Annotated in this window: 12 protein-coding genes; 6 read left to right on the top strand and 6 right to left on the bottom strand. The window is 67.3% G+C overall.

Features of this window, described 5'->3' with window-relative positions:
* Positions 1-138: 138 nt before the first annotated feature.
* From ggpS to ACFPAH_RS06440, 5 genes are all read left to right on the top strand, one after another.
* On the top strand, positions 139-2,469 hold the full coding sequence (gene ggpS, locus ACFPAH_RS06460) for a glucosylglycerol-phosphate synthase (RefSeq protein ID WP_379742372.1): 2,331 nt from the start codon (positions 139-141) through the stop codon (positions 2,467-2,469).
* Positions 2,470-2,492: 23 nt separating this feature from the next.
* Positions 2,493-3,605: a mechanosensitive ion channel family protein gene (locus tag ACFPAH_RS06455; RefSeq protein WP_379742369.1), complete on the top strand. Its 1,113-nt coding sequence runs from the start codon at positions 2,493-2,495 to the stop codon at positions 3,603-3,605.
* 103 nt (positions 3,606-3,708) lie between these two features.
* A complete protein-coding gene (locus ACFPAH_RS06450) occupies positions 3,709-5,142 on the top strand; it encodes a DUF389 domain-containing protein (RefSeq protein ID WP_379742366.1) in 1,434 nt (477 codons plus the stop codon).
* Between the two features lie 37 nt (positions 5,143-5,179).
* Positions 5,180-6,499, top strand: coding sequence for a chloride channel protein (locus tag ACFPAH_RS06445; protein ID WP_379742363.1), 1,320 nt, complete (start codon positions 5,180-5,182; stop codon positions 6,497-6,499).
* 501 nt (positions 6,500-7,000) lie between these two features.
* A complete protein-coding gene (locus ACFPAH_RS06440) occupies positions 7,001-7,900 on the top strand; it encodes a DUF883 family protein (RefSeq protein ID WP_379742360.1) in 900 nt (299 codons plus the stop codon).
* 243 nt (positions 7,901-8,143) lie between these two features.
* Here the strand turns inward: ACFPAH_RS06440 and ACFPAH_RS06435 are convergent, their stop codons facing one another.
* Together ACFPAH_RS06435 and ACFPAH_RS06430 are read right to left on the bottom strand one after the other, a co-directional pair.
* Positions 8,144-11,260 carry an efflux RND transporter permease subunit gene (locus tag ACFPAH_RS06435; RefSeq protein ID WP_379742357.1) on the bottom strand — a complete coding sequence of 1,039 codons (3,117 nt, stop codon included), beginning with the start codon at positions 11,258-11,260 and terminating at the stop codon, positions 8,144-8,146.
* Positions 11,261-11,269: 9 nt separating this feature from the next.
* On the bottom strand, positions 11,270-12,421 hold the full coding sequence (locus ACFPAH_RS06430) for an efflux RND transporter periplasmic adaptor subunit (RefSeq protein WP_379742353.1): 1,152 nt from the start codon (positions 12,419-12,421) through the stop codon (positions 11,270-11,272).
* Between the two features lie 189 nt (positions 12,422-12,610).
* Between ACFPAH_RS06430 and ACFPAH_RS06425 the strand changes: the two genes are divergently transcribed.
* A complete protein-coding gene (locus tag ACFPAH_RS06425) occupies positions 12,611-12,991 on the top strand; it encodes a hypothetical protein (RefSeq protein ID WP_379742350.1) in 381 nt (126 codons plus the stop codon).
* Positions 12,992-13,444: 453 nt separating this feature from the next.
* On the opposite strand, the gene ACFPAH_RS06420 is transcribed toward ACFPAH_RS06425, so the two are convergent.
* The 4 genes from ACFPAH_RS06420 to ACFPAH_RS06405 form a co-directional block, all read right to left on the bottom strand.
* Positions 13,445-14,182: a 2OG-Fe dioxygenase family protein gene (locus tag ACFPAH_RS06420; RefSeq protein ID WP_379742347.1), complete on the bottom strand. Its 738-nt coding sequence runs from the start codon at positions 14,180-14,182 to the stop codon at positions 13,445-13,447.
* Positions 14,183-14,245: 63 nt separating this feature from the next.
* Positions 14,246-16,279 carry a TonB-dependent receptor gene (locus ACFPAH_RS06415; RefSeq protein ID WP_379742344.1) on the bottom strand — a complete coding sequence of 678 codons (2,034 nt, stop codon included), beginning with the start codon at positions 16,277-16,279 and terminating at the stop codon, positions 14,246-14,248.
* A 7-nt stretch (positions 16,280-16,286) separates the two neighbouring features.
* Positions 16,287-16,778: a DUF6702 family protein gene (locus ACFPAH_RS06410; protein WP_379742341.1), complete on the bottom strand. Its 492-nt coding sequence runs from the start codon at positions 16,776-16,778 to the stop codon at positions 16,287-16,289.
* On the bottom strand, positions 16,775-19,174 hold the full coding sequence (locus tag ACFPAH_RS06405) for a M1 family metallopeptidase (protein ID WP_379742338.1): 2,400 nt from the start codon (positions 19,172-19,174) through the stop codon (positions 16,775-16,777). Before ACFPAH_RS06405 ends, ACFPAH_RS06410 begins: the two co-directional genes overlap by 4 nt.
* Positions 19,175-19,179 lie beyond the last annotated feature (5 nt).

Raw genomic sequence — 19,179 nt, 5'->3', positions numbered from 1 at the left:
GCCCGTTCGCCTCCATTCCCTGGCAACTGTCGACGTGTGTCACCCGTCCGGTTGTGTTCGCCTTGTGACGGCTGTGCCGCCACTCCCACCAGGTCGGCGCAACAGCGCCGAGCACATCGCTCTGAAAGGACGAAGACGATGACTCTTGCAGTTCCCCCACAATGGGCGCCACGCCCGCAACCGCATCATTTTGTACTGGCTACCGATCTCGACGGTACCCTGCTGGCCGGCAGTGTCGAAGCGCGGCGCCGGGTGCGCATGCTGTTCGCGCACGCGCCGGCCGGCGCCAAGCTGGTGTTCGTCACCGGACGCGGCCTGGAATCGATCCTGCCGCTGCTGAGCGACCCGACGATTCCCCGGCCCGACTACATCATCGCCGACGTCGGCGCCACCATCGTCGACGGCGAGCTGCGCCCGGTCGACGAGGTGCAGGGAGAAATCGCCGCGCGCTGGCCCGGTTCGCAGGCGGTATTGAAGGCGCTGGCCGATTTTCCCGGCCTGGTGCGCCAGAGCGTGCCGCAGGAGCGCCGCGTTTCCTTCCTGGTCAGCGAGGAACAGGTCACGCCGGCGCTGCGCGCGGCGGTCGACGCGCTCGGCTGCGACCTGCTGCTGTCGGCCGGCTGCTACCTCGACGTGCTGCCGCGCGGCGTCGGCAAGGGCCCGGCCCTGCTGCGCCTGGCCGAGGCGGCCGGTTTCGACCCGGCGACCATCGTCGTCGCCGGCGACACCCTGAACGACCTGTCGATGTTCGAGACCGGCCTGCGCGGCGTGGTCGTCGGCCATGCGGAGCCGGCCCTGGTGCAGCGGGTGCGCAAGTGGCCGCTGACCTATGTCGCCGCCGGCGAAGGCTGCGACGGCATCCTCGAGGGACTGGCCCACCATGGCGCCATTGCGGCACAGGCCGGGCCTGCGCCGCTGCCGCGTCCGCGCAGCGGGGCGGAACTGGTCATGGTCTACCACCGCCTGCCCTACGACGAAGTGGTCGAGGACGGGGTGCTGCAACAGCGCCGCCCGCGCAGCCCGAACGGCATCATCCCGACCCTGCTGCGCTTCTTCGCGGGGGAGCGTTCCGGCTCCTGGGTCGCGTGGTCGCAGCAGGCCAGCCGCAATCCGGACGGCTTCGTCACCCACGTCGCGGTCGACCCCGAGCGCTACCCGCGCCTGCAGGCCGCGCGCATCGCCCTGACCGAAGACGACATCGACATCTTCTATAAAAAGTTTTCGAAAGAAGCGTTCTGGCCGATCATCTTTTCCTTCCCGGACAAGGCCGAGTTCAAGCAGGCCCACTGGGAGCGCTTCCTGGAAGTGAACCGCCTGTTCGCCGAGCAGGCGGCGCGCGAAGCCGGGGAGGGCGCGCTGGTCTGGGTGCACGACTACAACCTGTGGATGGTGCCGGCTTTCCTGCGCTCGCTGCGGCCAGACTTGCGCATTGCCTTCTTCCACCACACGGCCTTCCCGTCGAGCGACGTGTTCAACATCTTGCCGTGGCGGCGCGAGATCATCGGCAGCCTGCTCCAGTGCGATTACGTCGGCTTCCACATCCCGCGCTATGTCGAGAATTTCGTCGACGCGGTGCGCTCGTATGCGCCGGTCGACGCCTGCGGCACGGTGCCGTGCGCGCCGCGCTTCCTCACCTACGGCTGCGCGCTCGGGGTCGACACGATGACGACCGCGATCGAAGCCGGCGGACGCCGCATCGGCCTGGGCGCCCACCCGGTCGGCACCGACACCGCGCTGATCGAGCGCGTCATCGCCACCCCTGAAGTGCAGCAGCAGGCGGCCTCGATCGGCGAGTACCTGGGCGAAGCGACCGGGATCGTGTCGATCGAGCGCCTCGACTACGTCAAGGGCACGCTCGAAAAGCTCGAGGCCTTCGAACGCCTGCTCGAGAACCATCCCGAGCACATCGGCAAGGTCACGCTGCTCAACGTGATCACCCCGGCCGCGGCCGGCATGGAAATCTATGACAGCCTGCGCGTCGAGGTCGACCGCACGGTGGGGCGCATCAATGGCCGCTTCTCGACCCTGAACTGGGTGCCGGTGCGTTACTTCTACCGCTCGCTGCCCTTCGAGGAGGTGCTGGCCCATTACGTCGCCTGCGACATCGCCTGGATCACGCCGCTGCGCGACGGCCTGAATTTGGTGGCCAAGGAATTCGTCGCCGCCAAGAAGGCCAGTGCCCGCTCGGGCGTGCTGGTGCTGTCGGAATTCGCCGGCGCGGCCGTCGAGCTGCATGGCGCGCTGCTGACCAATCCCTACGACGCGAATGCCATGACCGCGTCCCTGCACCAGGCGCTGACGATGGGCGAGGACGAGCGCGCCTACCGCACCGCGCGCATGGCGATGATCACGGCCGAGCACGACGTGGCGCGCTGGGGCCGGGATTTCATTGCCGCGGCAACGCGCGATGAGGACGAACAGGCATGCCCGGATGCCATGCCGGCCGCCGTCGACGCCAAGGCTGCGTGAGCCAGGGAGCGGAAACGAACGTCATGAATGTAATGCTACTCAACAACGACCTCGCCGCCTGGAGTGTCGCGCTGGCGATCGCCCTGGTCGCCTACGGGGTGCTGTATGCGGTCAAGGGCATGGCGCTGCGCCGCCTGCACGCCTTCGCCCCGGCCAGTGCCACCTACCTGGACGACCTCGCGATCCGGATCCTGTCGGCGACCAATCCGCTGTTCATGGTCCTGATGGCGATCTATGCCGGCTCGTTCTGGCTGGCCCTGCCCGAGAAGACCGCCGCCCACCTGTCGCATATCGCCATCGGCGTGCTGCTGGTGCAGGCGGCGCGCTGGGGCGACGTCGGCGTGCATGGCTGGATCCAGCACTACCGCGCCCACCGCGTCGAGAACGACGCGGCCAGCACGACTTCGACCGCGGCGCTCGGCTTCGTGGCGCGCGCCGCCATCTGGCTGGTCGCGATCCTGATGATCCTCGATAATGCCGGGGTCAACATCACCACCCTGGTGGCCAGCCTCGGCATCGGCGGCATCGCCGTCGCGCTGGCGCTGCAGAACATCCTGGGCGACTTGTTCTCGTCGCTCTCGATCGTCCTCGACAAGCCCTTCGTGGTGGGCGACTTCATCATCGTCGACGACATCCTCGGCACGGTCGAATACGTGGGCCTGAAAACGACCCGCATCCGCAGCCTGGGCGGGGAACAGGTCGTGTTTTCCAACAGCGACCTGCTCAAGAGCCGGATCCGCAATTACCAGCACATGCGCACGCGCCGCATCGTGTTCGCCATCCGCGTCGGCTACCAGGTCAGCAAGGCGCAACTGCGCGCGATCCCGGGCATCCTGCGCGAAGTCGTCGAAGCCCAGCCGCAGGTGGCATTCGACCGCGCCCACTTCAAGGGCTACGCGACCTCGTCGCTCGAATTCGAGGTCGTGTATTACGTGCAGGTGCCGGACTATAACGTGTACATGGACGTGCAGCAGGAAATCAATCTTGCCCTGTTCGACCGCTTCGCCGCCGAGGGCATCGAGTTCGCCTATCCGACCCAGACGGTGTATTTTGCGAGTGCCAGGCCGGGCGCTGCCTCTGGCGGCACCCCGGGCGGCACCCCGGGCGGCACCGAGGGCATGGCCGCGCCGGGATAGGATCGGGAGCCGGGAGCGCGTGGAGCATTTGTGCAAATGAAGATTCCCGGCGAGAATCACGGTTCAGCCCGCTCCAGCGGGCCTCCCGACCTTCTGATGAACCATGAACGCACTCGATAACAAGCCGCCGCCGCCCTCCCTGCGCGCGGCCATTGCCCACCGCTTCAGCCTCCTCGACGACAAGGCCGACGATGCCGAAATCGACCGCAGCCTGCGCGCCGGCGTCGAGTTGCGCGGCGCGACGCTCTGGATCCTGATGTTCGCGATCATGATCGCTTCGGTTGGCCTGAACACCAATTCGAACGCGGTCATCATCGGCGCCATGCTGGTGTCGCCGCTGATGGGGCCGATCGTCGGGCTCGGCTACGGGGTCGGCATCTTCGACTTCGCGCTGGTGCGCCGGTCGCTGGCCAACCTGGCGATCGCCGCCGCGATCAGTCTCCTGACCTCGACGCTCTACTTCATGCTGACGCCGCTGGACGAAGCCCAGTCCGAACTGCTGGCGCGTACCACGCCTTCCTTGTGGGATGTCCTGATTGCGCTCGCCGGCGGCCTGGCCGGCATCATCGGCCAGACGCGGCGCGAGAAGTCGAACGTGATTCCCGGCGTGGCGATTGCGACGGCGCTGATGCCGCCGCTGTGCACGGCCGGATATGGCCTGGCCAACGGCGACTGGTCCGTGTTCGGCGGCGCCTTTTACCTGTTTTCGATCAATTGCGTGTTCATCGCCTTCGCGGTGGTGGTCGTCATCGAGTTCCTGCGCCTGCCGCACCGCAAATTCATCGATCCGCGCCGCGGGCGCCGCGTCAAGGCCTTCCTGCTGGCCGTCGTCGTCGTCACCGCTCTGCCGAGCATCTACCTGGCGGCGCGCCTGGTCGACAACGAGCTCTTCAAGAGCCGCGCGCGCGACTTCGTACGCAAGGAGTTCAAGGCGGCGCACGTGCACGTGCTCGACACCCGCATCGTGCCGGGCTCGCGCGATATCGAGGTGACCCTGATCGGCCAGCGCATGCCGCGCGAGGCGATCGTCGCCATCGAACAGCGCCTGGCGCCGGCCGGCTTGAAAAATGCGCGCCTGGCGGTGCACCAGGCGCAGGCGGAGGATACCAACAAGATCGACGTCGGCAGCCTGAAGGCGGATATCCTGGCCGATATCGTGCGCAACAACCAGCAGGCGCTGCAAGAGAAGGACGCGGCCATCGCCACGCTGCGCGAACAACTGAGCGGCCAGCACGACTGGGTGGCGCAGGCGGCCGCGGTGACGCGCGAATTCGAGGCACAGTATCCGCAATGCGGCAACGTGGCGATGGGCAGGGCGGTGCTGCCGGCCGCCGGGCAGCCGGCGCCGGTCCCGATCCTCAGCGCCGACTGCCGCCGGATGCCGAAGGCCGACGAGATCGCGCGCATGAACGCGTGGCTGAAGGTCCGGACCGGCAAGGCCGAGGTCAGGCTGGTGCTGGCTGCAAAGCGCGGGAAGATCGTGCGCCAGCCGGTCGCGGCCGAGGGGACCGCGCCGGTCCCGGCGCCGGCCGGATAGCGCGCAGGCGCTTCAACCAATTCGACAGGACGGTGACATGAAAGTAGGGCATGACTGGCGCAAGCGGGCGCGCGTCGAACTGTCCGATTGGCAGCTGTGGACCGGCCGGGTGGTGGTGATGGCACTGGCCTTGCTGGCCGGCCTGTCCGTGGTCGGTTTTACCTGGCTGTGCGAACGCGCCCTCGACCTGTTCGAACACGCGCGGCAGCTTGCCTGGTGGTTCCCGCTGCTGTGGACGCCGGCCTGTACCGCTGCCATCGTCTGGCTCACGCGCCGCCACGCGCCGGGAGCGGCCGGATCGGGTATTCCGCAAGTCATGGCGGCACTCGAGCCGGCGCTGCCGTCGGAAAAACGGGGACTCTTCGTTTCGCTGCGCCTGAGCCTGGCCAAGGCACTGTTGACGGCCGGCGGCCTGCTGGCCGGCCTGTCGCTGGGGCGCGAAGGGCCTTCGGTCCAGATCGCGGCCGGCGTGATGCTGCAGGCCCGGCGCCTGCTGCCGAAACGGTCGGCGGTCACCGTGCACGGCCTGCTCGTCGCCGGCGGCGCGGCCGGCATCGCCGCCGCCTTCAATACCCCGCTGGCCGGGGTCATGTTCGCCATCGAAGAGCTGGCACGGGCACCGGAGCAGCGCAACAGCGGCCTGATCATCACCGCAATCGTGCTCGGCGGCCTGGTGGCCGTCTCGGTGCACGGGAATGCCACCTATTTCGGCGTCGTCCACAGCGGTGCGGTCGGCCTGGCGCTGTTGCTGCCGGGCCTGGTCGTCGCCTTGTGCACGGGCATCGCCGGCGGCTTGTTTTCGCGCCTGCTGATCGCCTCGCTCGGCGGGCACGGCCGTGACTGGATGAGCCGCCTGCGGGCGCGGCGGCCGGTGGTGTTCGGCGCCGTGTGCGGTGCCGTCGTGGCCGTCATCGGCGTCGTGACCGCCGGTACGACCTTCGGTTCCGGCTACGAGCCCACGCGCGCAATGGTCGAGGGTGTCACGACGATGCCGGCGCTGTATGCGCTGTTCAAATTCATCGCGACCTGGCTGAGTGCCTGGGCCGGGGTGCCGGCCGGGATTTTCGCGCCTTCCCTGGCAATCGGCGCGGCCTTGGGCAACGACGTCGCGCTGGTGTTCTTTCATGCACAAGTCCCGGCACTGATCGCGCTCGGCATGGTCGGCTTCCTGGCGGCGGCCACGCAGGCGCCCCTGACCGCCTTCATCATCGTCATGGAGATGGTGGAGGGGCACTCGATGGTATTGAGCCTGATGGCCTGCGCACTGGTGGCGAGCATGCTGGCCCGGGTCATCAGCCCGCCGCTGTATCCAAGCCTGGCGCGCATGCAGCTGGCCCGGGCGGACACACCGCCCTGAACCCGCTTGCGGATGCCGCGTGAAACCGGGCGCAGCAGCCCCCATGGCAGGGCCGGGACGAATCTTCTCTTTCCATCCATCCGTCTTTATTTCCTGCGCTCATTAAAACATCGTCGAATTCGCCTTATTTCGCGCTTATTTTTCCCCTATCTCCATTGATCCCATTGCTCTGTTAGTCAGCGCACGGTTCCGCTAGCCCATTCGTTATATTTTTTGTATCGTGACGTGGTTACCCGACCGCCCCAATCGTGCAGTACGTCAAATCGGCGTAGGCTTGCAAAACGGGACGCGAAAGTGACGTGGCACGGACGGAACTTTTGAGCTTGTCGGCGGTCATCGACACAAATCCTTGATCGAAGGCAGGGCCCGAATGATCCATTGATGTAGCGCAGTACATTTTCGCGCCTCCGTTTTGTTTCGGGCGGAATCGAGGAAGAATGTGGTGATGGTCGGGTACCGGTCTACTCCGCGTTGGTCTTACATTTTACAAGGACAAAAGTCATGGATAATCAGAAGTCGAGCGAGGGAAAAGGCGTTGATGCCGGTAAAAACAACGGCAGCAGCATGGGCAAGGACAGCCAATCGAGCATGGGCAAGGACGACAAGTCGACGTCCAGCCTGGGCAAGAGCGGCATCGGTTCGTCGGCCAGCGCCGGTTCGTCGGGCAGCATGAGCGGCGGCGCGTCGTCGAGCGCCAGCCCGGCAACGGGGTCGAGCAGCGGCGCCGTGGGCGGCACCAGCAACGCCGGCAGCACGGGCAGCATGGGTTCGAGCGGCGCCGGCAGCAGCGGCGGCATGAGCGGCTCCACCAGCGGCCTGTCGGGTTCGTCGGCTTCGGGTTCGACCGGCGCCTCGGGCATGTCGACCTCGGGTTCGTCGTCCGGCTCGACCGGCGCGTCGGGCATGTCGACTTCGGGCTCGTCGTCGGGTTCGACCGGTGCATCGGGCATGTCGACCACGGGTTCGGCATCGACCACGGGCACCTCGGGCTCGGGCAGCAGCTCCGGCTCGATGGGCGGCTCCTCGGGCGCGATGGGCGGCTCGACCGGTGCCAGCACCGGCGGCGACGCATCCTCGAAAGAGGGCATGATGGCGTCGATGAAGCCTGAGCAGATGCACAAGACCATCGACAAGGCAGCCGAAGCGGCCCAGCCGATGGTCGAGCGCGTGGTCAGCACCGCCCACGCCGGCGTCGACAAGCTGAGCGGCCTGCTCAGCGGCGCATCGGACCAGTTCAGCAACCGTTCGGCCCAGATGAACGACACCTACCAGCAACTGGCCGATTCGGGCCGCGAGTATGTGCGCAACAAGCCGGGCACGGCTGTCGCCATCGCCCTGGGCGCCGGCTACATCCTGGCCAAGCTGCTCGGTGGCAGCAAGCGCGACCGCGATTATTACTAATCCCTAGCGCAGGCTGCCGGACTCCGGCCGACCTTGTCGGCTGGAGCTGGCCGATACGAAAACGCCGACACGATGTGTCGGCGTTTTGTTTTATGGGGCGGCAGGAACGGGCCGCTGGCCGGCAGGCGCCGTACCGCGTGGGGTCATTGACGCCGGGGGCTTCGATGACATGCCCACCCTACCCGGAACTTGTAGGGTGGGCTCTCGAGCCCAGGCGGTTTCACGCGCAACGACCAGGCGCCATCACTTCACCGCCGCCGATTCCTCCGCCTTGACGGCCGGCTCCTGCGGATGGCGCTGCATCTTGCGCACGCCGCGCTTGAGCATCAGCTTGAAATCGTCGACATAGGTGAACACCGCCGGCACCACCAGCAAACTCAGCAGCGTGGAGGTGATCAGGCCGCCGATCACGGCAACCGCCATCGGCGAGCGGAAGCTCGGGTCGCCCGACAGGCCCAGCGCCAGCGGCATCATGCCGGCGCCCATGGCGATGGTCGTCATCACGATCGGCCGGCTGCGCTTGTGGCAGGCGTCGACCAGCGCCTCGAAGCGGTTCAAGCCGGCTTTTCTCGCCAGGATCGCGTAATCGACCAGCAGGATCGAATTCTTGGTTACGATCCCCATCAGCATGATCAGGCCGATCATGCTCGGCATCGACAAGGCGCTGTTGGTGACCAGGAGCGCGACGAAGGCGCCGCCGATCGACAGCGGCAGCGCCGCCAGGATGGTCAGCGGCTGCATGAAGTCGGCAAACAGCAGCACCAGCACGCCGTAGATGCACAGCACCCCGATCGTCATCGCGACGCCGAAGCTGGCGAACAGGGCCTTCATTTCCTGGGCGTCGCCCAGTTCCGCGATCTGCACCGACGCCGGCAGGTTCCTGAAGGCGGGCAGGGCGCGCGCCTCCTCGTTGACCTCGCCGAGCGAGCGCGCGCCCAGTTCGACGAGGAGGGTGACGTTGCGGCTGCGGTTCAGGCGCGAGATCTCGGCCGGGCCGCTTTCCATCGTGATGTCGGCCACGGTCGACAGCAGGACCGGCCCCCTCGTACCGGGCACCGTCAGGCGTCCGATGGCGTCCAGGTCGGCGCGCACGGCGTCGGGCAGCTTGACCCGGATCGGCACCTGGCGCTCGGACAGGTTCATTTTAGGCAGCGCCTGTTCGTAGTCGCCGGCGGTGGCCACGCGCACCGTCTCGCCGATCGCGGCAGCCGTTACGCCGAGGTCGGCGGCGCGCGCAAAGTCGGGGCGCACGATGATCTCGGGGCGCACCAGCGAGGCGCTCGAGCTGACGTTGCCGATTCCCTTCAGGGTGCGCAGCTCGCGCTCGGCGCGCTGGGCGGCGGCAGCGAGCGCCTGCGGGTCCTCGCTGCGCAGCACCAGCTGCAGCTTGCCGCCGGTGTCGGCCTGGCCGACGGTGAAGCGCGCGCCGGGAATGTCGGACAGTTGCGTGCGTATCCGGCGTTCGAGCTCGGACAGCGACGCGTCGCGCTCGCTGCGGTGGACCGTGGTAACGGTCAGCACGGCGCGCCGCGCCTCGGCCGAGGCGCCGGGCGCAAAGGCGTCGCCGCTGGAGCCGCCGCCGATCGAGCTGAAGACGCTGGTCACGCCCGGCACGCGCATCGCCGCCTGGCGCGCGCCTTCGGCGACGGCGCGGGTCTCGGCCAGGGTGGAGCCCGGCGGCAGCTCGACGTTGACGATGGTCTGGCCGCGGTCGGCCGCGGGCACGAAGCCGGTCGGCAGCAGCGGCACCAGCGAAATCGAGGCGACGAAGAAGACGGCGGTCGCGATGGCGGTGAACATGCGGTGGCGCAGGCACCACTGCATCGTTGTCATGTAGCGCCGCATCAGCGGGCCGTCCTTTTCCTCGTGCGGCTTGACCGGTTTCATGATGTAGGCCGCCATCATCGGCGTGAGCAGGCGCGCCACCACCAGCGAAGCGAGGATGGCCAGCACCGCGGTCCAGCCGAATTGCTTGAAGAAGCGCCCCGGAATGCCGCCCATGAAGGCCGTCGGCAGGAACACCGCCACCAGCGAGAAGGTGGTGGCGATCACCGCCATGCCGATTTCGTCGGCCGCTTCCAGCGCCGCCTGCATCGGCGTCTTGCCCATGTTCAGGTGGCGCGCGATGTTTTCGATCTCGACGATCGCGTCGTCGACCAGCACCCCCACCACCAGGGCCAGCGACAGCAGGGTCACCATGTTGAGGGTATAGCCGAACAAGTACTGGCCGAGGAAGGCCGGGATCACCGACAGCGGCAGGGCGGCCGCCGCCACGAAGGTGGCGCGCCAGTCGCGCAGGAACCACCAGACCACGATCACCGCCAGCACCGCGCCTTCGTACAGCATTTCCATCGAGGCGTCGAAGTTTTCCTGCACCGGCTCGGCATTGTCGACGACTTCGCGCAGCACCAGGTTCGGATGGGCTTTCTGGAGTTCGGCCACGGCGGCGCGCGCGCCTGCCGCGACCTCGGTCTCGCTGGCGCCGCGGGTGCGGAAGATCTCGAAACCGACCACTTTTTTACCGTCGTGCTCGGCCAGCGAGCGCGGCTCGGAGACGGTGTCGATCACGGTGGCCACCTCGTCGAGGCGCACGCGGCGCCCGTCCGGCAGCGGGATGTCCATGCGCGCCAGTTCCTGCGCGCTGGCGACGGTGGCCAGCGTGCGCACCGACTGCTCGGCGCCGCTCACGTCCCCGCGCCCGCCCGGCGCCTCGCGCTGCACATTGCGCAGCTGGCGCGACACGTCCAGCGCCGACACGCGCAGCGCCGCCATGCGCTCGGCATTGAGTTCGACCCGCACTTCGCGGTCGGCGCCGCCGACCCGCTTGATGGCGCCCATGCCGGGCACCGAGAGCAGGCGCTTGGCGACCGCATTGTCGACGAACCAGCTCAGTTCCTGGTCGCCGAGCCCGCCAGTACCGGGTTTTGGCATGACCGTAAAGGTCAGGATCGCGCGCCCGGCGGTCGCCGTCTTGGTCACGCTCGGCTCGCGCATCTCGGCCGGCATGTCGGAGCGCACCTGGGAGACGGCGTCGCGCACGTCGTTGACGGCGTCGGACAGGTTCTTGTCGAGGATGAATTCGACGGTGACCGTGGCCACGCCGTCGAGCACCTTGGTATAGATGTTCTTGACGCCCTGCAGCGTGGCGACCGAGTCCTCGATCTTGCGCGCGACCTCGGTTTCCAGCTGGGCCGGCGCGGCGCCGTCGAGGGTGGCGGTGACGGTCACGATCGGCAGTTCGATATCGGGGAAGAACTGGACCTTGTTGGCGTTAAAGGCGAGCAGGCCGGCCAGCGTGAGCAGGGCGAACAGCAGGATCGCCGGAATCGGATTCCGGATGGAGAGCGCGGAGAAATTCATGATCGATCCTTAGCGTGCCGCCACCTTGGCCGGCGCCGCCGGGGCTGCAGCCGCCGCAGGTACATTGCGTACCAAATCCCCGTCGTTGAGGAAGCCCGCGCCGCTGACGACGATCTGCGCGTCCGGCGCCAGGCCCGTCACCACTTCGATGCGCTCGCCCAGGCGGCGTCCCGTGTTCACCTTCAGCTGGCTCACGCGCCCGTCGGGATTGAGGCGGAACACGTAGCTGAAGCCGTCGCGTACCGCGATCGCCTGCTGGGGCACGGTCAGGGCGTTCGACTCCCCGAGCGCGAACTCGCCGCCGGCGAACATGCCGGCTTTCAAAGGGGCGCTGCTCGACAGGGCAGGCGGCAGGTCGACGTACACCAGCGCCGTGCGGGTTTGCGGGTCGATCGTCGGCGCCACCATGCGCACCTTGCCGGCGACCTCGCTGCCGTTGGCCGCTTTCACCGTCACGCGGGTGCCCGGCTTGATGCGGGCCAGTTCGTTCGCCGTGACTTCGGCGCGCCATTCCAGGCGGCCCTGGCGGATCAGGCGGAACAGTTCGGTGCCGACGCCGACCACCGCGCCCACCGTCGCGCTGCGCGCGGAAATGATGCCGCTGTCGGGCGCGACGACTTGCGTGTATTTCAGGCGCAGGTTCTGCTGGGCCAGGGTGGCCTTGGCCGCCGCCACCCGCGCCTGCGCGGTGCGCTCGGCGGTGACATATTGCGTCACCTGCTGCTCGCTCATGGCGCCCGAACTCTTGAGCGATTGGGCGCGCCTGGCGTTGGCGGAGGCTTCCGCGGCGTTCGCCTGCGCTTCCTGCAACGCGGCGCGCGCCTGCTCGACATCGGCGTTGACGGTGTCGGCCGAGAACACGGCCAGCACCTCGCCCTTGTCGACCACGTCGCCGACGTTCACCCGCACCTCCGTCAGGCGCAGCCCGGCCGACTCGCTGCCGATGATCGCTTCCTGCCAGGCGGCGACGTTGCCGTTGGCGCCCAGGCGCAGCGGCAGGCTGGCCGAGCTCGGGCGCGCCGTGGTCACGGTCAGCGCCGGCGTGGCCGGTGCAGCCTGTTTCTCTTCCTTGCCGCAGCCGGACAGGGCAAGAACAAACAGGGGAAGGAGCAGATAGGCCGAACAGGCGCGCGGCGGGTTACGTGGTGTCGAGGAGGGCATGTGCGTGGATTTCCAGGGTGCGGGTTCGGGCCAGGCGCTCGCTGCGAGCGCAGCGATGCAGTTTATCAAATTGCACGAAACGTTGATGCGAGTTCAACGATGCTGGCGGCAAAGGCCGGGGCGGCCACCCGCGCGTGGCGCCGCCGGCCGCGCGCGAGGACTAGAATAGGGGGCTCGACGGAGGTCACGATGAACAAGCCATTCCTGATTGCTGCCGTATGCGCCGCCCTGCCGGCCTGCGCCGCGCCCGACCCCGCCGGGCCACCGGCCGAGGCCGCCATGGCCGCGCACTGCGCCATGCCCGAGCAACCCCCCGCATCGGGCGCCCTGCCGGCGCGTGCCGCCACCCGGCCCGCGCCGCAGATGGGCTCGGTCGCCCCGAATACCCGCGTGCCCTCGCATGTGATGACGCCCTCCATGCGTGCCATGGAACAGGCCATGGCGGAGCAGGGCGGACAGATGGCGCAGATCGACAAAAACGGACAGATGCACTGCGGGAAGATGCCGGGCCGGCCCGCGTCGGAAGCGGGCGCTGGCGGGGCTGCGCCGCAGACAGGCGACAAGCACTGATTGCGTGCGCGGCGCAGGCCCGAAGCACGCTTATGGTGCGGTGCGTCATAAAACTGCGGCGCTTACATGGATCGTCGGAGGAGTCTTACGCAGACAGAGCGTCTAGTCTCAGGAGTGCGGTAGTTTTACTGTATTGCGACGCACAATAAATCCGGTTATATTGAACCTGTCTCCTCCAGTTTTTCTCCGGAATACTGGATTACCGCCCGCTACCCCCAGGTAAGCGGGCGTTTTTTTTTGCGTGATGGCGCAACCTGAAACGCAGGGAGGTAGGGTGGGCGGCTCCACCCGGGCAGCAGATGTACCCGTGTGCTTGGGCGCCGCCCACGCGTTCAGCCGGCGGGGATAATGCCGTAGTGGTGTTTCTGTCGTGCGTTGAACGCGTGGGCGGCGCGTACGTTACGTGAATGCAGAGGTTCGGGTGGAGTCGTCCACCCTACGGTGTGCGACCAATCACACTCCCTCGCCCTGGAAACTTCCCGCACGCCAGGTCAGCACCAGGGTATCGCGATAGCCGTGCTCGCCCAGTGGCTGGATCGGCGTCGACTCGTGGATCACGCGCGCGTCGTCGAGCAGCAGCAGGGTCCAGGGCTCGAGCATGGTGAAGCGCAGGCCGCGCGGGCCGTCGGCTTCGAACATGCGCGTCTCGCCGCCTTTGATGTCCTTGCGTCCAATCAGGATCACGGCGACGAAGTCGACGCCGTCGCGGTGCGCGCCTTCCGGGGTCGGGCGGCCGATGCCGTCGGCGGTATCGATGCGGAACTGGTGCGCTTCGACATACCAGGGACGCGCTGCGCGCACGCTCGAGCAGACCGCGCCGAGCGCGCGCAGCAGGCGTTCCCACGCGCCTTGCGCGATCGTGGCCGGTTCGATCGGCTCGAACAGGCGGTGCATGCCGCCGTGCAGGGCGTTGTACTCGACCGGCTGCCAGTGGGCGCGGTGCGGCGTCTGCGCCAGCGTGCTGCCGTCGTCGATGAAGCAGGAGTGGCGGCGGCGCCGGTAGCGGCCGCCGTCCTTCAGGTAGTTATCGAGTTCGAGGCGGTCCCAGCTGGGCACGAGTGCCGCCAGCTCGTCGAGCGAGCAGCCGGCCAGCGCGGCAAGGTCGGCAGGGCGCAGCAGGCCGTAACCGTCGCCCTGCAGGGCTTCGTGGAGACGGGAAGGATCGGTGTAGAGTGGTTCGGGTGTGGTCATCCCGAGAGCGTAGCACTTTTTGCGCGGGGCGGTCAGTGCCGCCCCCGCGCAGACTCCTGGTCCCTACCAGGTCTTGGTGACGCTCACGCGCAGGGTGCGCGGCTCGATCGGATGGAAGTGGATGTCCTCGCGCGGCCCCGCTTCGCCGGCCAGTTGCGAGGCATAGTAGTAGTCGATGGCCGAGTCGCGCCGGTTGGCGAGGTTGAAACCTTCGATCTCGAGCTGCAGGTCGCGCCCGATCCGGTAGCCGATGCGGCCGTTGAGCGTGGTGCTGGCCTGCGAGCGCACGCTGTTGTCTTCGACCAGCGGGCGCGGGCCGAAGTAGCGCAGGCGCAGCGCGCCCGACCACGGGCCGAGCTTGTCCACGCCGAGCGCGAGCTGGCCGACGCCTTCGACGGCCCCCGGTATCCGATCCGCGTTGATCGAACGGGCCCGCGCAAAGGCCGCGTCGAAGTCCACCGACAGCCATTTCAGCGGCCGCCAGTAGTGCGAGAACTCGATGCCGACGCGGCGGCTGGCGTCGCCCGCCTCGGTCATGCCGGCGTCGCCGATATAGGTCAGCTCGGAGTCGAAGTCGAGCCGGTACAGTGCCACCGCCGTCTGCATCTTCGGAATGGCCTCCGTGCGCAGGCCCACTTCCATGCCGCGCGAGCGCACCAGGCCCGGGGCGCGTTCGATCGCTTCCAGGCTGGCCGGGTCGATCGCCGCCACCGTGCCGCGCGCGTCGTTGCTGTGGAAGCCGTGGCCATAGTTGACATAGAACTCGCTCGTGGCGGTCGGCGCGAGGATCAGGCTGAACGAAGGGCTGAGCTGGGTGTCGTAGGCGCGGCCCGTATTCGCCGCCAGGTCGCTCGCCACGTCGAAGCGGTAGCGGTCGGCGCGGACCCCGGCCATGGTGCGCACGACCTGGTTCCAGCGCGTGGCGCTTTCCACGAACAGGGCGCCGCTGGTCTCGACGATGTGGTCGGCGCGCGTGGTCGACAGCACCTGGCGCGCGCGCGTATTCTGCAGGGCGTTGAAGATGTTGTCGTTCTGCAGGCGCGCGCCGAATGTCAGGTCGGACGCCATGGTCTCGCCGCGGTGCACGTGCAAGGTGTGGGCGGCATCGACGCCGCTGGTGACGCGCCGGTCCGGCTGGGCGAACTGGTCGCCGTTGACCGGGTCGTTGAGAAAATAGGTGAAGTTCGAGAACAGCGCGAGCTGGTTGCGGATCACGTAGGCGCTCAGCTTCGAGGCCGAATCGGCGCCGGTCTGGCGCCAGACCCCGGACAGGCTGTATCGGCGCGCACTGCCGCCGTCGGTGGCGTCGATCGCATCGAAGCGGCCGAGCGAAGCGCTTTGCACCGCGCGCAGCGGGATCTGGTCGGTGGCATTCCACCGGCCGCGGTAGGCCATCGCGGTGACGCTCCAGCCGTTGTTGGCGTAGCCGCGGCTGTAGCGCAGCACGCCGTTGGCCTTGCGGTAGTCGTCGGGCCGGGTCCAGGGGCCGTCGTTGCGCATGCCCTCGAGCGCGTACAGCAGGGTGCCGCCGGCCAGGTCGGGCGAGCCGGCCACCAGCGCGCGCGCAAAGCCGTCCTCGCCCAGCGTGAGGCTGCCGACGTCCTTGACGAGGCGGCTGGCGTAGCCGATTTCGGCGCTGCCGGCCGACGAAAAGTCGCCGCTGCGGGCCGAGTAGGGGCCCTTCTTGTAGTCGAGGCGGCCGACCAGTTCGGGAATCACGAAATTCACGTCGGTCCAGCCCTGGCCGTGGGCGTGGCTGCGCTGGTTGACCGGCATGCCGTCGACGAAGGTCGACAGGTCGGTGCCATGGTCGAGGTTGAAGCCGCGCAGATAGAACTGGTTGGCCTTGCCTTCGCCGCTGTGCTGGCTGGCGATCAGGCCGGGCATCGCCTCGAGCATTTCGCCGGGGCGGTAGGCGGGACGCGCGGCGAGCTCTTTCTGGCCGACGCTGCCGGCGCCGGCCGAGTCGGCCAGGCCGAGCTGGCTCAGGCGCGCGCCTTCGACCAGCACCCGTTGCAGCACCAGGTCGTCGGCGTGCGCGGCGGCACAGGAAAACAGCGCCGCGATCGCGCAAGTCAGGGGTCGAATGGTCAGCATCGGTCGATCAGCGCGTCGGCTGCTCCAGGTTGTTACGCTCGAAGGTCAGGGTGCGCACGGCATTGCCGTCGTTGAGGTTGACGGTATTGACCTGGTCGGGCAGGAAGTCGATCAGCACGGCGTTATGGAGGGCGGTTGCCTTCCACAGCGGGGTCTGTTCGATCTCCTGGTAGATTGTGACGTTGGTCGGGTCGATCGTGACCCCGACCCAGCGTACCTTGAGGGGCGCATTGTCCATACCGCGCAGCACGAAGCGCGGCTCGACATATTGGCGCAGCGCTTCCTGGTCTTCGGGATCGGTGAGGTCGAACTGGCGCCCGTACAGGTTGGCCAGCAGCGCCTCGACATCGTGCGCCATGTAGGTGTGCACGATCTCGGTGCTGCCGGTGCGCGCGTTGAACGAGATGTCGGCAATGCCCGCATGGAAGCGGTGCGCGCAGGCTGCCGTACTGCCGAGCAGCAGCAGGACGGCGATCCAGGCCTTGAGTAACAGCTTCATTCGGCCGCCTTCGGTGCCGCAGCCTCGGGCTTCGCATCAAGCTTCTTCAGCGGCGCCTGGAAGTCCTTCATCATGTCGTTACCCGGCGGCTGGGACTTGAACAGCTCCAGGCGCGACGGGGTCAGCTTGCGCGGCCAGGCGTTGTTGTCGACGTTGATATCGGCCGTTTCCCAGTACGGGTCCTGGGTCAGCGCCACCATCGGCTCGTCGGTGACGATCAGCTTCGTGATCTTCTTGGGCGAGTAGCGCCACACTTCGGCCGGGATGCGTTCAATGTACTTCTTGCCGCTCTTGAGTTCGATTTCCAGTACCAGCGGCGTCACCAGCCCGCCGAGGTTGGAGAAATCGACCAGGTACAGGTGCTTGCCCGATGCCAGCAGCGCCTTTTCCCAGTCCTCCAGCTTTTCCTGGGTCTCGTTGAACTTGTTGCGGTCGGCATTCGTGACCGTGAACTCGTCGTGCTCGTTATAGAAGTCCTTCAGCTCCGGGTGCGCATCGACGCGGCGCGGCATGCCCTGGTTGCGCTGGTCGGAGAGCGAGACCGGCTCGGCCTGTTTCAGCTTGCGCCGCCAGGCCTTTTCGATTTCCGGATTCTGCGAGCTGACCGTGTATTCGCTGATGCCGTCCACGCTCACGTCGACTGCATCGGTCGTGTAGAACCAGCCGCGCCAGAACCAGTCGAGGTCGGTGCCCGAGGCGTCTTCCATGGTGCGGAAGAAGTCGGCCGGGGTCGGGCGCTTGAACTTCCAGCGGCGGCCGTATTCCTTGAACGCGAAGTCGAACAGCTCGCGCCCGAGGACCGTTTCGCGCAGGACGTTCAGGGCCGTGGCCGGCTTGGCGTAGGCGTTCGGGCCGCGCTGCAGCACCGACTCCGAATTGGTCATGATCGGGTTCTGGTTCTTGCTGCGCATGTAGTCGACGATGGCGCGCGGCTCGCCGCGGCGCGACGGGTAGTTTTCTTCCCAGGCCCCTTCGGCCAGGAACTGCAGGAAGGAATTCAAGCCCTCGTCCATCCAGGTCCACTGGCGCTCGTCGGAGTTGACGATCATCGGATAGTAGTTGTGGCCGACCTCGTGGATGATCACGCTGATCAGGCCATACTTGGTCGCCTTCGGATAGGTCAGCTCGCCGGTCTTCTTGTCCTTGGTCGGGCGCGGGCCGTTAAACGAAATCATCGGGTATTCCATGCCGCCTACCGGACCGTTCACGGAAATCGCGGCCGGATACGGGTAGTCGAAGGAATACTTGTTGTACTGCTCGATGGTGTGGACGATGGCCGGGGTCGAATAGCGCTCCCACAGCGGATTGCCTTCCTTCGGGTAGTAGGACATCGCCATCACCTCGTGTTCGCCGCTCTTGATGCCCTGGGCGTCCCAGATGAACTTGCGGCTCGAGGCGAACGCGAAATCGCGCACGTTCTTCGCCTTGAAGCGCCAGGTTTTCAGCGCGCCGTTGCGAACACCTGCACGCGCTTTTTCGGCCGCTTCCGCCTCGGCCTGGGTGACGATCAGCACCGGCTTGTCCGACTTGCGCGCCGCTTTCAGGCGTTCGCGCTGGGCGCCGGTGAGCACATCGCCCGGGTTCTGCAGTTCGCCGGTCGAGGCCACGATGTGGTCCGAGGGTACCGTGATCTCGACCTCGTAGTCGCCGAATTCGAGCGTGAATTCGCCGTCGCCGAGATACTGCTTGTTCTGCCAGCCGGCCACGTCGTAGTAGGCGGCCATGCGCGGGAAGAACTGGGCGATCTCGAAGATGTCGTTCTTGTCTTCCTTGTCGAAACGTTCGTAGCCCATGCGGCGGCCTACCACGTTCGCTTCCGGAATATTGAAGCTCCACTCAAGCGCGAACGACACGCGCGCGCCCGGTTTCAGGGGCTGCGGCAGGTCGATGCGCATCATGGTGCGGTTGATGACGTGGGGCAGCGGGCGGCCGTCCGCGGCCTTGACGCTTTTGATGCTGAAACCACCGCCAAAGGCGCGGCTGTCGAAGTTGGCGCGGATCGCGTCGAATTTCACGCCCTCAGCGCCGCTCTTCTGCCAGGCTTCGCGCGACGGGATGGTCGAGATGTTGCGGTTGTCCGAGTCGCCCCGGAACATGTTCTGGTCGAGCTGCACCCACAGGTAGCCGAGGGTGTCGGGCGAATTGTTGTGGTAGGTGATGGTGCCGGAACCGCTGATGGCGCGTTTCGCTTCGTCGAGCGTGGCGCGGATCTTGTAGTCGGCGCGCTGCTGCCAATAGGCGTGGCCCGGCGCGCCGGAGGCGGTGCGGGTGGTGGTCGGCGTCGGCAGCAGTTCGTCGAGCTGGCGGAACTTGTCGTCGAACTGGTCGGCGGCGTGGGCGCTGGCGGAGAGGGCGAAGGTGAGCGCAACTGCGCGAGCGAGGTGTTTCATGTTCATGTCTG

Source organism: Massilia sp. GCM10023247 (assembly GCF_042653325.1).
GTDB lineage: Bacteria > Pseudomonadota > Gammaproteobacteria > Burkholderiales > Burkholderiaceae_D > Telluria.
The sequence above is the reverse complement of the archived record's forward strand: the minus strand, read 5'-3'. Positions and strand labels throughout refer to the sequence as shown.

Excerpts from the sequence above, each read along its gene's own strand:
- ACFPAH_RS06435 (WP_379742357.1), bottom strand. The coding sequence starts at position 11,260 with ATGAATTTCTCCGCGCTCTCCATCCGGAATCCGATTCCGGCGATCCTG.
- ACFPAH_RS06410 (WP_379742341.1), bottom strand. The coding sequence starts at position 16,778 with ATGAAGCTGTTACTCAAGGCCTGGATCGCCGTCCTGCTGCTGCTCGGC.
- ACFPAH_RS06445 (WP_379742363.1), top strand. The coding sequence starts at position 5,180 with ATGAAAGTAGGGCATGACTGGCGCAAGCGGGCGCGCGTCGAACTGTCC.
- ACFPAH_RS06405 (WP_379742338.1), bottom strand. The coding sequence starts at position 19,174 with ATGAACATGAAACACCTCGCTCGCGCAGTTGCGCTCACCTTCGCCCTC.
- ggpS (WP_379742372.1), top strand. The coding sequence starts at position 139 with ATGACTCTTGCAGTTCCCCCACAATGGGCGCCACGCCCGCAACCGCAT.
- ACFPAH_RS06425 (WP_379742350.1), top strand. The coding sequence starts at position 12,611 with ATGAACAAGCCATTCCTGATTGCTGCCGTATGCGCCGCCCTGCCGGCC.
- ACFPAH_RS06455 (WP_379742369.1), top strand. The coding sequence starts at position 2,493 with ATGAATGTAATGCTACTCAACAACGACCTCGCCGCCTGGAGTGTCGCG.
- ACFPAH_RS06440 (WP_379742360.1), top strand. The coding sequence starts at position 7,001 with ATGGATAATCAGAAGTCGAGCGAGGGAAAAGGCGTTGATGCCGGTAAA.
- ACFPAH_RS06415 (WP_379742344.1), bottom strand. The coding sequence starts at position 16,279 with ATGCTGACCATTCGACCCCTGACTTGCGCGATCGCGGCGCTGTTTTCC.
- ACFPAH_RS06450 (WP_379742366.1), top strand. The coding sequence starts at position 3,709 with ATGAACGCACTCGATAACAAGCCGCCGCCGCCCTCCCTGCGCGCGGCC.
- ACFPAH_RS06430 (WP_379742353.1), bottom strand. The coding sequence starts at position 12,421 with ATGCCCTCCTCGACACCACGTAACCCGCCGCGCGCCTGTTCGGCCTAT.
- ACFPAH_RS06420 (WP_379742347.1), bottom strand. The coding sequence starts at position 14,182 with ATGACCACACCCGAACCACTCTACACCGATCCTTCCCGTCTCCACGAA.